This window comes from Streptomyces sp. NPDC002055 (assembly GCF_040296705.1).
GTDB lineage: Bacteria > Actinomycetota > Actinomycetes > Streptomycetales > Streptomycetaceae > Streptomyces.
The window spans coordinates 1-12,153 of the sequence record NZ_JBEOXS010000039.1 but is presented as its reverse complement, the minus strand read 5'-3'; the positions used below and the strand labels follow the sequence as shown (position 1 = coordinate 12,153).

At 70.6% G+C, this 12,153-nt stretch carries 15 protein-coding genes, 5 tRNA genes and 1 pseudogene; 16 read left to right on the top strand and 5 right to left on the bottom strand.

The window, feature by feature from the left end; genetic code table 11:
* Positions 1 to 334: 334 nt before the first annotated feature.
* From ABT112_RS23285 to gltX, 3 genes are all read left to right on the top strand, one after another.
* Positions 335 to 520, top strand: a complete 186-nt coding sequence (locus tag ABT112_RS23285) for a hypothetical protein (protein WP_351512512.1) — start codon at positions 335 to 337, stop codon at positions 518 to 520.
* A 149-nt stretch (positions 521 to 669) separates the two neighbouring features.
* Entirely contained in the window at positions 670 to 1,452 is a 783-nt protein-coding gene (locus ABT112_RS23280) for a fumarylacetoacetate hydrolase family protein (protein ID WP_351512510.1), read from the top strand.
* Complete coding sequence (gene gltX, locus ABT112_RS23275) at positions 1,445 to 2,920, top strand: glutamate--tRNA ligase (RefSeq protein ID WP_351512509.1); 1,476 nt, start codon at positions 1,445 to 1,447, stop codon at positions 2,918 to 2,920. The genes ABT112_RS23280 and gltX overlap by 8 nt, the downstream gene beginning before the upstream one ends.
* 69 nt (positions 2,921 to 2,989) lie before the next feature.
* Here gltX and ABT112_RS23270 read toward each other — a convergent pair whose 3' ends face one another.
* Together ABT112_RS23270 and ABT112_RS23265 are read right to left on the bottom strand one after the other, a co-directional pair.
* The gene (locus ABT112_RS23270; RefSeq protein ID WP_351512507.1) at positions 2,990 to 3,316 is read right to left on the bottom strand and encodes a DUF397 domain-containing protein; all 327 of its coding nucleotides are present in this window, start codon (positions 3,314 to 3,316) and stop codon (positions 2,990 to 2,992) included.
* Positions 3,313 to 4,158: a helix-turn-helix domain-containing protein gene (locus ABT112_RS23265; RefSeq protein WP_351512505.1), complete on the bottom strand. Its 846-nt coding sequence runs from the start codon at positions 4,156 to 4,158 to the stop codon at positions 3,313 to 3,315. Before ABT112_RS23265 ends, ABT112_RS23270 begins: the two co-directional genes overlap by 4 nt.
* Before the next feature lie 108 nt (positions 4,159 to 4,266).
* On the opposite strand from ABT112_RS23265, the gene ABT112_RS23260 reads away from it, so the two are divergent.
* From ABT112_RS23260 to ABT112_RS23220, 9 genes are all read left to right on the top strand, one after another.
* Positions 4,267 to 4,734, top strand: coding sequence for an ATP-binding protein (locus ABT112_RS23260; RefSeq protein WP_351512503.1), 468 nt, complete (start codon positions 4,267 to 4,269; stop codon positions 4,732 to 4,734).
* 39 nt (positions 4,735 to 4,773) lie between these two features.
* Positions 4,774 to 5,037 carry a hypothetical protein gene (locus ABT112_RS23255; RefSeq protein ID WP_351512501.1) on the top strand — a complete coding sequence of 88 codons (264 nt, stop codon included), beginning with the start codon at positions 4,774 to 4,776 and terminating at the stop codon, positions 5,035 to 5,037.
* Positions 5,034 to 5,405 (top strand): PIN domain-containing protein, encoded by a 372-nt coding sequence (locus tag ABT112_RS23250; protein WP_351512499.1) that lies wholly within the window; start codon positions 5,034 to 5,036, stop codon positions 5,403 to 5,405. The genes ABT112_RS23255 and ABT112_RS23250 overlap by 4 nt, the downstream gene beginning before the upstream one ends.
* Positions 5,406 to 5,509: 104 nt before the next feature.
* Positions 5,510 to 6,229: an HAD family hydrolase gene (locus ABT112_RS23245; RefSeq protein ID WP_351512498.1), complete on the top strand. Its 720-nt coding sequence runs from the start codon at positions 5,510 to 5,512 to the stop codon at positions 6,227 to 6,229.
* Between the two features lie 87 nt (positions 6,230 to 6,316).
* Positions 6,317 to 6,388 (top strand) — tRNA-Gln (locus ABT112_RS23240).
* Positions 6,389 to 6,429: 41 nt separating this feature from the next.
* Positions 6,430 to 6,502, top strand: a tRNA-Glu gene (locus ABT112_RS23235).
* 67 nt (positions 6,503 to 6,569) lie between these two features.
* Positions 6,570 to 6,642: transfer RNA gene (locus tag ABT112_RS23230), tRNA-Glu, on the top strand.
* Positions 6,643 to 6,693: 51 nt separating this feature from the next.
* Positions 6,694 to 6,765: transfer RNA gene (locus ABT112_RS23225), tRNA-Gln, on the top strand.
* Between the two features lie 5 nt (positions 6,766 to 6,770).
* Positions 6,771 to 6,843 (top strand) — tRNA-Glu (locus tag ABT112_RS23220).
* A gap of 288 nt (positions 6,844 to 7,131) precedes the next feature.
* On the opposite strand, the gene ndgR is transcribed toward ABT112_RS23220, so the two are convergent.
* Positions 7,132 to 7,848, bottom strand: coding sequence for an IclR family transcriptional regulator NdgR (gene ndgR / locus ABT112_RS23215; protein WP_351512496.1), 717 nt, complete (start codon positions 7,846 to 7,848; stop codon positions 7,132 to 7,134).
* Between the two features lie 176 nt (positions 7,849 to 8,024).
* On the opposite strand from ndgR, the gene leuC reads away from it, so the two are divergent.
* From leuC to ABT112_RS23195, 4 genes are all read left to right on the top strand, one after another.
* Positions 8,025 to 9,455 (top strand): 3-isopropylmalate dehydratase large subunit, encoded by a 1,431-nt coding sequence (gene leuC / locus ABT112_RS23210; protein ID WP_351512494.1) that lies wholly within the window; start codon positions 8,025 to 8,027, stop codon positions 9,453 to 9,455.
* Positions 9,456 to 9,461: 6 nt separating this feature from the next.
* Entirely contained in the window at positions 9,462 to 10,070 is a 609-nt protein-coding gene (leuD, locus tag ABT112_RS23205) for a 3-isopropylmalate dehydratase small subunit (protein ID WP_351512492.1), read from the top strand.
* A gap of 116 nt (positions 10,071 to 10,186) precedes the next feature.
* A complete protein-coding gene (locus ABT112_RS23200; protein WP_351512490.1) occupies positions 10,187 to 10,414 on the top strand; it encodes an SCO5555 family protein in 228 nt (75 codons plus the stop codon).
* 144 nt (positions 10,415 to 10,558) lie between these two features.
* Complete coding sequence (locus tag ABT112_RS23195) at positions 10,559 to 11,200, top strand: HU family DNA-binding protein (protein ID WP_351512488.1); 642 nt, start codon at positions 10,559 to 10,561, stop codon at positions 11,198 to 11,200.
* Positions 11,201 to 11,359: 159 nt separating this feature from the next.
* Here the strand turns inward: ABT112_RS23195 and ABT112_RS23190 are convergent, their stop codons facing one another.
* Both ABT112_RS23190 and ABT112_RS23185 read right to left on the bottom strand, forming a co-directional pair.
* Positions 11,360 to 11,563, bottom strand: a complete 204-nt coding sequence (locus ABT112_RS23190) for a hypothetical protein (RefSeq protein WP_351512486.1) — start codon at positions 11,561 to 11,563, stop codon at positions 11,360 to 11,362.
* A 158-nt stretch (positions 11,564 to 11,721) separates the two neighbouring features.
* Positions 11,722 to 12,153: pseudogene (locus ABT112_RS23185) on the bottom strand (2-phospho-L-lactate guanylyltransferase); the annotation flags it as partial.

Sequence of the window (12,153 nt, the reverse complement as noted above, 5' to 3'; positions counted from 1 at the left end):
GCCGCGACGCGGGTGACGCTATGTGCGGACCGCACTACCGGACGTAGAAACTCATGTTGGCGATAACGGACTTCTCTGGACGAGTCGCGCACGTGGGGCGGGTGTTTACGTACCGGTAATCAAGAGCGGAACATTCGCTTCGGTGGCGCAATGTCCGTTTAGGGGCGCACGGATGACTGACCGTTATGCCTCATTTGGCGGCGAGTTCGTGAGCAAACTCACATGCCCATCCTGGCTTCTTCTTCGAATCCCCTGGGAAACGCGCGTCTAGCCTGACGCTTTACAGAGATGTCCGAAACGCCGAACGACGAATGACAAGGCGAGGCAGAACCCGGTGAAGACCACGATGCTGTTCCGCAACATAGCCAACCCGCGCCGCACCACCCTGGCCCACCTCGACGACGCCGAGGGGCTGCGCACGGTCGACTCTGTCGCCGCCGATGAGCAGGTACCCACCGAGCTGCCCGCCGTGACCGCGAACCCGCGGCGCACCGTTCTGATGGACGCCCCGCAGGGCTGACCTTCCCGGCGCGCACCCGGGCGGGCGTGAGCCCCGGCACGGAGCGCCGGGGCCGGTTCCCTTGAGGCGCCGCACCGGCCACCGCGGCCCCCCGCGATAGCCTGGAGTGTCAGTCTCCAGCAGTGATCAGTGAGGGGCAGCGGCTTCCCGTGCGCATCGCCAGGTTCTCCATCGACGGCAACGTCGCCTTCGGCGTCGTGGAAGGGGATCCCTCCGACGCGGAGGGACCCGTTCTCGACATCATCAAAGGCCACCCCTTCGCCGAGTTCGAGCGCTCGGGGCAGCGGATCCCGCTGAACAAGGTCCGGCTGCTGCCGCCCGTCCTCCCCAACAAGGTGATCGGGATCGGCCGCAACTACGCCGAGCACGCCGCCGAACTGGGCCACGAGGTCCCCGAGGTACCGGTCGCCTTCTTCAAGCCGTCCACCGCGGTGACCGGCCCCGGCGACCCCGTCCCGTACCCGTCGTTCTCCGCCGAACTGCACCACGAGGCGGAGCTCGCCGTGGTCATCGGCCGGATGTGCCGCGAGGTCCCGCGCGAGCGCGTGCAGGACGTCATCCTCGGCTACACCTGCGCCAACGACCTCACCGCCCGCGACGTCCAGCGGCGCGAGAACCAGTGGGCGCGGGCCAAGGGCTTCGACGGCTCCTGCCCGCTCGGGCCCTGGGTGGAGACCGAGCTCGACCCGTCCGACCTCGGCATCATGTGCACCGTCAACGGCGAACAGCGCCAGCTCGGAAGCACCGGCGACATGGTCCACTCGATCGCGGACCTGATCGTCCACATCACCGAGGCGATGACGCTGCTCCCCGGCGACGTCATCCTCACGGGCACCCCGGCAGGGGTCGGCCCGCTCAACGTCGGCGACGAGGTCGCCGTCACCATCGAAGGCATCGGCACTCTCACCAACAAGGTGATCAAGCGTGGCTAGCGCACCCGTACGCGTACGTTTCTGTCCCTCGCCGACCGGCAACCCCCACGTGGGCCTGGTCCGCACCGCCCTCTTCAACTGGGCGTTCGCCCGCCACCACGGCGGCACCCTGGTGTTCCGCATCGAGGACACCGACGCCGCCCGGGACTCCGAGGAGTCCTACGAGCAGCTGCTCGGCGCGATGCGCTGGCTCGGCTTCGACTGGGACGAGGGCCCCGAGGCCGGCGGCCCCCACGAGCCGTACCGCCAGTCGCAGCGCATGGAGATCTACGCGGACGTCGCCCGCCGCCTGAAGGAGGCCGGCCACGCGTACGAGTGCTACTGCACCACCGAGGAGCTGGAGCAGCGCCGCGAAGCCGCGCGCGCCGCGGGCAAGGCGTCCGGCTACGACGGGACGTGCCGCGAGCTGACCGCCGAGCAGGCCGCCGCCCACCGGCGCGAGGGCCGCGAGCCGATCGTCCGCTTCCGGATGCCCGACGAGCCGATCACCTTCACCGACCTGGTGCGCGGCGAGCTCACCTTCGCCCCGGAGAACGTGCCGGACTTCGGCATCGTCCGGGCCAACGGCGCCCCGCTCTACACCCTGGTCAACCCGGTCGACGACGCGCTGATGGAGATCACCCACGTGCTGCGCGGCGAGGACCTGCTGTCCTCCACCCCGCGGCAGATCGCCCTCTACCGCGCCCTCGCCGGGATCGGCGTCGGCAACGGCACCACCCCCGCGTTCGGCCACCTGCCGTACGTCATGGGCGAGGGCAACAAGAAGCTCTCCAAGCGCGACCCGCAGGCCTCGCTCAACCTCTACCGTGAGCGCGGCTTCGTCCCCGCCGGCCTGCTCAACTACCTCTCGCTGCTGGGCTGGTCGCTCTCCGCCGACCGGGACGTCTTCAGCATCGACGAGATGGTCGCCGCCTTCGACATCGACGGCGTCAACGCCAACCCGGCCCGCTTCGACCTCAAGAAGGCCGAGGCGATCAACGCCGACCACATCCGGATGATGGAGGTGGCGGACTTCGTCGCGGCCTGTGAGCCGTGGCTGCAGGCCCCGCACGCCCCCTGGGCGCCCGAGGCGTTCGACGCCAAGGCCTTCGAGGAGCTGGCCCCGCTGGCCCAGACCCGGCTGACCGTCCTGTCGGACATCACGGCCAACGTCGACTTCCTCTTCCTGGACGAGCCCGTCGAGGACGAGGCGTCCTGGACCAAGGCCATGAAGCCGGGCGCCGACGCCCTGCTCAAGACCGCCCGGGAGAAGCTGGCCGACGCCGACTGGAACGCTGAAGCGCTCAAGCAGGCCGTCATCACCGCAGGTGAGGAGCACGGCCTCAAGCTCGGCAAGGCCCAGGCCCCGGTCCGCGTCGCGGTCACCGGCCGGACGGTCGGCCTGCCGCTCTTCGAGTCCCTGGAGGTCCTGGGACGCGAGCGCACCCTGGCCCGGGTGGACGCGGCCCTGGCGAAGCTCGCCGCGTAACCCGCACCGCCGCTCACGCGAGAGGCCCGGAAGCCGACGGCTTCCGGGCCTCTCCGCATCCACCCCGGCTTACGGCTTGCTGTGCCGGGCGAAGTCGACAAACGCCGACCAGGCGTCCGGGGCGAAGCACAGAACCCCACCGTCGGGGTCCTTGGAGTCCCGGACGTGCACGGCAGCGGGGGCGGCGGCTACCTCCACGCACTCGCCGCCTTCGCCGCCGCTGTGGCTGCTCTTGATCCACGTCGCGGCCACCTCGACGCAGTTGCCGCCGTCGCCACCGCTGTAGCTGCTCTTGACCCATTCGGCAGCTACCTCGACGCACTCGCCGCCCGCTCCGCCGCTGTAGCTGCTCTTGAACCAGGCGAGCGGACGGCCGATGGACTGCTCGTTCTTCATAGCTCTCCTTGCAGCAACTTCTCGATGTGGCACCGGGATTCACGCGGGGACAGTGCCTGCGCCCGCAGGATTCCATAGCGTACGGCGAACCCGCGTACGGTTTCCCGGTCCGTGATCACTCGCCCATTGCCCTGGCTCTCCATGTAGCCGACCTGTTCCCCGTCCTTGGGGGTCATGAGAGTGAATGGGCCGTCCACGCCGGCGTGGTCGGTCACCCGCGTCGGCATCACCTGGATCTCCACATGTGGGTTGTCCCAGACCAGTAGTAGCTGTTCCAGCTGCCCCCGCAGCACCTGCACTCCGCCGAACGGCCGCTGGAGCACGACCTCCTCGATCACGAAGCTCAGGGTGGGCGCGGGCTTGCGGTCGAAGATTGCGTGGCGAGCCAGCCGAGCGGCCACCAACTGCTCGATCTCTGCATCGGTGCGCCGAGGGCGCCGCACCGTGAACATGGTCCGCGCGTATTCCTCGGTCTGAAGCAGACCGGGAACGGCCAACGTCGCATACGCATGGAACTCTGCGGCCTCCTCCTCGATCCGCGCCGCATCCCGGAAGAACGCCGGATACCGGGCCCTGCTCACCTCCTTCTTCCTCGCGAGCAGCACCCCGCCCGCGTCCAGGACCTCGTCCGCCAGCTCGATCAGCTCAGGCCGGGCGATCCGCCGGCCCTGCTCCACCGCCGCGATCAGCGCCTCGCCGTAGCCGAGCTGCTGGCCCGCCTCGGCCTGGGTGAGCCCGGCCTTCTCCCGGAAGATCTTGAACTGTCGGCCGAAGGACCGCAGCAGCTCATCGGCCGGGTCCTCGCGCTGCGCCGTCCCGCCCTGCTCCGGAATCCGCGTCATCAGCCTCCCCTTTCCATGCCCGACAGCGGGCCGCCCCCACTGGACGGACACGCTGTGTAGGGGTGTCGTCACTGGTGACGCTAGGCGTCCCCGGCCAGGCTCGGGGGCATGACCACCCGATCTCCCTCGTCCGAGTGCGTCCCCGATGCAGCGGGCGCCGAATTCCCCACACCCTCACACCACTTCGCCATGTCCTTCACCTCCACGCCCCGTGGCGCGCGCCTGGCGCGACGGCTCGCGGCGCAGCGGCTGGACGACTGGGGGTATCCGCACGGCACCCGGCTGAACGACGCCGTGACCCTGATCGTCGCCGAGCTCACCGGCAACGCCGTCCGGCACGGCCACGTCCCCGGCCGCGACTTCCGGCTCGTCCTCACGGCCGGCCCGGAGTGCGTACGGATCGAGGTGAGCGACGCGTGCGGCGACCGCTTGCCGCCCACCGAGGTGACCGAGCCCCGCCCGGAGGCGGAGTCCGGCCGCGGACTGTGGCTGGTCTCCCGGCTGGCGGCCCGCTGGGAGGTCGTCCCCCGCCCGGGCGCCCCGGGCAAGACGGTCCGCGCCGAGGTCATCCCGTAACCCGCCGGTCAGCGGTGTATTCAGTTGTATTCTCGCGCCATGGCGGACACGACGATAAAGATCTCCGAGGAAGTCCGGGACCGGCTGCGGCTGCTCGCGGAGGAGCGCGGGCTGAGCACGCGCGCCTTGGTCGAGCGCCTGGCCGGGGCGACGCCGACGGAGGCCGAACGCACCGAACGCACCGCCCGCGGCATCGCCTACCTCCGGGCCCATCTGGGAGTCGCGCTCACCGACGAGGATCTGAGCGAGGGCGAGGCGTGGCGGAACGCCATCGCGGAGGGCCGCGTCGGGAGGCAGCGGTGATCATCCTCGACCACACCGCCGCCATCGCCCTGTGCAAGGGGCACCGGCTGCTCGCGGGCATCGCCGTGGTCGAGGTCGACGATCCGGCGCAGCGGGCGCACGTCCCCGCTCTCTGCCTGGTCGCCGCGGGGCTGGAACTGCCGGGCATCGCGGCGCATGTCGGCGCGCTGCCCGGCCTGGAGTTCCTGCCGCTCGACTTCGCCGCGGCCACGGCCGTCGAGCAGGCGGTGTCCGCCGGTGCGGACTGGGCCTTCGCGCACGCGATGTACGCCGCGGCCGCGGACCCGGCCGGCGGGCAGGTGCTGACCGCCGTTCCCGAGGCCTACGACGGCTCGGGGGTGTGGACGGTCGGGATCGGCAACCCCTGAGCCCCGGCCCGGCGGTTCACCCCGGCGGCGCGCACCGGACCGTACGGAACGTGCGCCCTCGCGGGCCGTACGGCCACCCGCCCGCTCGCGGTAGCGTCGGCCGCATGGCGATCCGTGCGGTGCTCTGGGACATCGACGACACCCTCTTCGACTACACGGGATCCGACCGGACCGGTGTGCTCCGGCACCTGGCGGCCGAAGGTCTGCTCACCGCCCAAGAGAGCGAGGAGCACGCCCTGCGGCTCTGGGGCGAGGTCATGGAGAGCGCCTTCGGCCGCTTCCTCGCCGGGGAGCTCGGATTTCTGGAGCACCGCCGCGAGCGGGCCCGGGGCTTCCTGGGTGAACCGCTCCCGGATGACGAGGCCGACGCCTGGTTCGGCCGGTACGTCGAGCACTACGAGGCGGCCTGGACGCTGTTCCCTGACGCCCTCCCCGCGCTCGACGCCCTGGCCGACGGCTACCGGCACGGCGTCCTCTCCAACTCCAGCCTCTCCAACCAGGACCGCAAGCTGCGGATCCTCGGACTCCGCGACCGCTTCGAGGTGCTGCTCTGCGCCGACGAACTGGGCTGCGCCAAGCCCGCCGCCGAGGCGTTCCTCGCGGGCTGCGACGCGCTCGGGCTGCCCCCGGAGCAGGTGGCGTACGTGGGCGACCGGGTCGATGTCGACGCCCGCGGGGCCACCGAGGCCGGGCTCCTCGGCATCTGGCTGGACCGCGCGGATGCCGGTGACGTGAGCGGGCTGCCGCGGATCACCGGCCTCGACCGGCTCCCCGCGCTGCTCCGTGGCGATACGCGTTTTGGAGCGCCGTCCACCATCGGGTAATGTTCTTCCTGCGCCGCCCGAGCGGGCCGAAAAGGCCGGACCGGGAAGCGTAACCCAAACAAAGCCCCCCAGGGGGTTGCGTTTTGGTGGGGTATGGTGTAATTGGCAGCACGAGTGATTCTGGTTCACTTAGTCTAGGTTCGAGTCCTGGTACCCCAGCGAGAGATACGCCCAGCGAATCTCTTGATCAGCAGTGCTGAGCCCCCGTTGTGTAGCGGCCTAGCACGCCGCCCTCTCAAGGCGGTAGCGCCGGTTCGAATCCGGTCGGGGGTACAGATCCTTTCCTTCCGTCACCATCCGGGTCGCTCCCGGAGGCGGCGACGAGACAAGGATCACCAAGGCCCCCGTTGTGTAGCGGCCTAGCACGCCGCCCTCTCAAGGCGGTAGCGCCGGTTCGAATCCGGTCGGGGGTACAGGTACGTGGGAGCCTCCCGCATCATCGTGGGAGGCTTTTGCGCGCCCCATGGGGTATGGGGTAATTGGCAGCCCGGCTGATTCTGGTTCAGTTAGTCTAGGTTCGAGTCCTGGTACCCCAGCTCAAGCCCCCGTTGTGTAGCGGCCTAGCACGCCGCCCTCTCAAGGCGGTAGCGCCGGTTCGAATCCGGTCGGGGGTACGCAACGAAAGCCCCTCCTCGCGGAGGGGCTTTCGCGTTTCCAGGGGCGGTCCCGACGGATCTCCCGGGGCGCGCCGGCTGCCGTACCGGGGCGGCCACGGACCGGGGTGCGCGGCGGTAGGCTCATGAGGGCAGTGCGGAAACGGGCACCCGTGGGCAGCCCTCGACCCCGCCGGTGGAGGTGCCTGTCGGTCGTCCCGCCGGTCATCGCGCCGGGGCGGCGCGGGCCCGGACCCCTACTGCGGCCCGGACTCTGTGCCGCGGCCCGAGCCGTGCGGCCGGAATCCCTCAGCCCGAGCGGCGCAGCGCCTCGCTCAGCCGGCCCGCAGCGTCGATCACGGCCTGGGCGTGCATCCGGCCCGGGTGCCGGGTCAGCCGCTCGATCGGTCCGGAGACCGAGACGGACGCCACCACGCGGTTCGACGGCCCGCGCACCGGCGCGGAGACCGAGGCCACGCCCGGCTCCCGCTCGCCGATCGACTGGGCCCAGCCCCGCCGCCGTACGCCGGAGAGCGCCGTCGCGGTGAACCGGGCACCCTGCAGACCCCGGTGCAGCCGCTCCGGCTCCTCCCAGGCCATCAGGATCTGGGCCGCCGACCCGGCCTTCATCGGCAGGGTGGAGCCGACCGGCACGGTGTCCCGCAGTCCGGACAGCCGCTCCGCCGCCGCCACACAGATGCGCATGTCGCCCTGGCGCCGGTAGAGCTGCGCGCTCTCGCCGGTCACGTCCCGCAGGTGGGTGAGGACCGGTCCGGCCGTGGCGAGCAGCCGGTCCTCGCCCGCCGCCGCGGCCAGCTCGGCCAGGCGCGGGCCCAGAATGAACCGGCCCTGCATGTCCCTGGCCACGATCCGGTGATGTTCCAGTGCCACCGCGAGCCGGTGGGCCGTGGGGCGCGCGAGACCGGTCGCCGCGACCAGCCCGGCGAGGGTGGCCGGACCGGACTCCAGAGCGCTCAGTACCAGCGCTGCCTTGTCGAGAACGCCGACGCCGCTAGAGTTGTCCATGCAACGATACTCGCGTCTCACTCTGTGAAACGCAAGTTCAATTTTCTGCGGAACCCGTCACTCTGGGAATGGCGGGCGTGGACCACGACCCGTATTGCCCCTCCCGGCACTGGGGGTTCGGGCTGGGCACAGGGAATCGAGCGGGGCCGGCAATGCGGCCGGCCGGAGGGAAAGCGATGGGACGGACACTGGCGGAGAAGGTCTGGGACGACCATGTCGTCCGGCGCGCCGAGGGCGAGCCCGACCTCCTCTTCATCGATCTGCACCTGCTGCACGAGGTGACCAGCCCGCAGGCCTTCGACGGCCTCCGGAAGAACGGTCGCCGGGTGCGCCGCACCGACCTCACCATCGCCACCGAGGACCACAACACCCCCACCCTCGACATCGACAAGCCGATCGCCGACCCGGTCTCCCGTACTCAGTTGGAGACGCTGCGTAAGAACTGCGCGGACTTCGGCGTGCGGCTGCACCCGCTCGGCGACGTCGAGCAGGGCGTCGTCCACGTCGTGGGACCGCAGCTGGGGCTGACCCAGCCGGGCACCACCGTGGTCTGCGGCGACAGCCACACCTCCACGCACGGCGCGTTCGGCGCGCTGGCCTTCGGTATCGGGACCAGCCAGGTCGAGCACGTGCTGGCGACCCAGACGCTGCCGCTGGCCCCCTTCAAAACCATGGCGATCACCGTGGAGGGCGAGCTCCCCGACGGCGTCACCGCCAAGGACCTCATCCTGGCGATCATCGCCCGCATCGGCACCGGCGGCGGCCAGGGCTACGTCCTGGAGTACCGCGGCTCCGCCATCGAGAAGCTCTCGATGGAATCCCGGATGACCATCTGCAACATGTCGATCGAGGCCGGCGCCCGGGCAGGCATGATCGCCCCGGACGGGACCACCTTCGACTACCTGCGCGGCCGCGACCACGCCCCGCAGGGGGAGGACTGGGACGCCGCCGTCGCGTACTGGAAGACCCTGCGCTCCGACGAGGACGCCGTCTTCGACCACGAGGTCGTCATCGACGCCACCGAGCTGGCGCCGTTCGTCACCTGGGGCACCAACCCGGGCCAGGGCGCGCCGCTGTCGGCCGCGGTGCCCGACCCGGCTTCGTACGAGGACGCCTCGGAGCGCTACGCCGCCGAAAAGGCTCTGGACTACATGGGGTTGACGGCCGGTCAGCCGCTCCGTGAGATCTCCGTGGACACCGTCTTCGTGGGCTCCTGCACCAACGGGCGGATCGAGGACCTGCGCTCCGCCGCCTCGATCCTCGACGGGCGCCAGGTCGCCGAGGGCGTCCGGATGTTGGTCGTCCCCGGCTCGGTACGGGTCGCGCTGCAGGCCGTCGAGGAGGGGCTGGACAAGGTGTTCACCGCGGCCGGCGCCGAATGGCGGCACGCGGGCTGCTCCATGTGCCTGGGCATGAACCCGGACCAGCTGGCCCCGGGGGAGCGCTCCGCCTCCACCTCCAACCGGAACTTCGAGGGGCGGCAGGGCAAGGGCGGCCGCACCCATCTGGTCTCCCCGCAGGTCGCCGCCGCCACCGCGGTCCTGGGGCACCTCGCCTCCCCGGCCGATCTGTCCGATGTCGCCGCAACCGTTCCCGTGGGGGCCTGAGAAACCATGGAAGCTTTCACCACGCACACCGGCCGGGCCGTCCCGCTGCGCCGCAGCAATGTCGACACCGACCAGATCATCCCCGCCCACTGGCTGAAGAAGGTCACCCGGGACGGGTTCGAGGACGGGCTGTTCGAGGCCTGGCGCAAGGACCCCGAGTTCGTGCTGAACCGGCCCGAGCGGCAGGGGGCGTCCGTGCTGGTCGCGGGCCCCGACTTCGGCACCGGCTCCTCCCGTGAACACGCCGTCTGGGCGCTGCAGAACTTCGGCTTCAAGGCCGTCGTCTCGTCCCGCTTCGCGGACATCTTCCGCGGCAACTCGCTCAAGAACGGCCTGCTCACCGTCCTGCTGCCGCAGGAGACGGTGGACCGGCTGTGGGAGCTGACCGAGGCCGACCCGGCCGTCGAGATCACCGTCGACCTGGTCGAACGCCAGGTCCGCGCGCCGCGCCCCGACGGCTCCGTGCTGACCGCGGAGTTCGAACTGGACGAGAACGCCCGCTGGCGGCTGCTGGAGGGGCTGGACGACATCAGCCTCACCCTGAAGAACGAGGCCGACATCGCCGCCTACGAGGCCTCGCGGCCCGCGTTCAAGCCCCGCACGGTGGTGGTCTGATCCGCCTGGCACCACCCGGAGCGCCCCCTGTCGACCGACAGGGGGCGCTCCGGCGTTCCGGGACACTGTTGGGGCCCCATCAAGCGACAACTCGCCGCAGATGGCACAATCGGTGCATGGAACGCGACAGCCAACTCGAGCTCTACGAGGCCGTCGCCGCCAGACTCAAGGAAGCGCACAGCAGGGTGCGCTCGCTGCAAGTCCCGGAGGGCGTACGGATGGCGCTGTCCCGGAAGCTGCTGGTCATCACGGCGGGGGCGAAGCACGATCTCGCCCGAGCGGCAAGCCGTCTGGACCGGTTCATGAAGGACCTCGACGAAGGTCGTTTCCCCGAAGGCGGCTGAGGCCGACGGAACTCCGTGCCGGTCGAGTTCGTTGCGGCACAAGGGTGATTAGCCCGTTTCGTGTTTGATTTGCGGTATATATCTGCCTAACGTGCGAAAAAGCTTGAACACTTTCGTTCCGGCAATGTCTCCGAAGGGGAAGACGTGAACAAGGCGCAGCTCGTAGAAGCAATTGCCGACAAGCTCGGCGGGCGGCAGCAGGCCGCCGATGCTGTCGACGCGGTTCTGGATGCCATGGTGCGTTCAGTTGTCGCCGGGGAACGGGTCTCCGTCACCGGCTTCGGATCGTTCGAGAAGGTGGACCGCCCGGCCCGGTACGCCCGGAACCCGCAGACCGGCGAGCGCGTCCGGGTCAAGAAGACCTCGGTGCCCCGCTTCCGCGCAGGCCAGGGCTTCAAGGACCTGGTGGCCGGGACGAAGAAGCTGCCCAAGGGCGGCGAGGTCTCGGTGAAGAAGGCACCCAAGGGCAGCCTCAGCGGAGGGGTTACCGTCAAGAAGGCCACCACCAAGAAGGCGGCGGCCAAGAAGGCGGCGGCGAAGCGGACCACCGCGGCCAAGAAGGCGGCGGCGAAGAAGACCACCGCGGCCAAGAAGGCAGCGGCGAAGAAGACGACGACGGCGAAGACGACCGCAGCGAAGAAGACCGCGGCCAAGAAGACCACCGCGAAGAAGGCCACCGCCAAGAAGACGGCACCGGCCAAGAAGGCCACGGCGAAGAAGGCCCCCGCCCGCAAGGCCAGCGCCCGCAAGACCACCGCCAAGAAGACGACCGCGAGGAAGAAGTAGCACCTCACGCGCCGGGCCGGACTCCCTCCGGGGAGCCCGGCCCGCGGTGTGTCCGCACCCGTGGCGGGCGGCCGGCGGCACCGGGTGCCCGGTGTCCCCGCCTCGTCCGGGCGTGTGGAGCGCCCGCGGTCGTAGTGCCTGTGGTCGTAGCGCCCGCGGTCAGAGCGTCTGCAAGGTGACCAGGGTGATCCGGCGGGCCTCGCCCTCGCCCTCCACGTCGATCCGCACCCGCTGGCCCGGCCGCAGCAGCAGCAGCCCGCCGGCGTCGAAGGCCGCGGCCCCGAACGGCACCGGGGTGCCGTCGTCGAGCAGCACACTGCCCGTGCGGGTATCGGAGTCGTACGTATAAGCGGTCGCCTGCATACGCACCAGCCTAAGGGGTCCTTGCACGATGACCGCCCGGGTCGACGCTCATAGTGCAAGGACCCCTAAGGCTGGTGCGTCGGGGTTCTGCGGCAATCCCCGCGGCGCGCGCCCGCCCTCGCCATTGTGCCGTCCATTCCGCCCGGGCCGGCTGTCCGTTATTCGGTGATCAGCAGCCCGGCCGCCACGGCTGCCGTGCGCGGACCCACCCCCAGCGCCAGTGCCGTGCGCAGATCCTCACCGGTGTCCACGTCCCGGCGTACGGAATCGACACCGGGCAGCGTGATTTCCACCGCCCCCGAGGCCCGGTGCCGTGCCCGTGACGGGCCGCCGAATGCCGGTTCCAGCTCCACTCCCGGGGCCGCCGAGAGGAATGTCGTCCCCACTCCTGCCGCATCCGCCAGAAATGCCCGGGGAAATGCGGTCGCCGCGGTCAGAACCCGCGCGAGTTCGCCGGGGCGCAGCGCCGGCAGGTCCGCGTTGAGCGCCGCCACGGGGGCCGCCGGACGCGCCCGGCGGACCGCGCGGGCGTCGTGGAGAAGATCGCCGCGATGGCCGCCCGGGACGTACCCGGCATCCACGACCTCGGA

Coding starts and splice junctions, on each gene's coding strand:
- ABT112_RS23270 (WP_351512507.1), bottom strand. CDS start 3,316: ATGAAGAACGAGCAGTCCATCGGCCGTCCGCTCGCCTGGTTCAAGAGC.
- ABT112_RS23265 (WP_351512505.1), bottom strand. CDS start 4,158: ATGACGCGGATTCCGGAGCAGGGCGGGACGGCGCAGCGCGAGGACCCG.
- ABT112_RS23260 (WP_351512503.1), top strand. CDS start 4,267: ATGACCACCCGATCTCCCTCGTCCGAGTGCGTCCCCGATGCAGCGGGC.
- ABT112_RS23255 (WP_351512501.1), top strand. CDS start 4,774: ATGGCGGACACGACGATAAAGATCTCCGAGGAAGTCCGGGACCGGCTG.
- ABT112_RS23245 (WP_351512498.1), top strand. CDS start 5,510: ATGGCGATCCGTGCGGTGCTCTGGGACATCGACGACACCCTCTTCGAC.
- ndgR (WP_351512496.1), bottom strand. CDS start 7,848: ATGGACAACTCTAGCGGCGTCGGCGTTCTCGACAAGGCAGCGCTGGTA.
- leuC (WP_351512494.1), top strand. CDS start 8,025: ATGGGACGGACACTGGCGGAGAAGGTCTGGGACGACCATGTCGTCCGG.
- leuD (WP_351512492.1), top strand. CDS start 9,462: ATGGAAGCTTTCACCACGCACACCGGCCGGGCCGTCCCGCTGCGCCGC.
- ABT112_RS23200 (WP_351512490.1), top strand. CDS start 10,187: ATGGAACGCGACAGCCAACTCGAGCTCTACGAGGCCGTCGCCGCCAGA.
- ABT112_RS23190 (WP_351512486.1), bottom strand. CDS start 11,563: ATGCAGGCGACCGCTTATACGTACGACTCCGATACCCGCACGGGCAGT.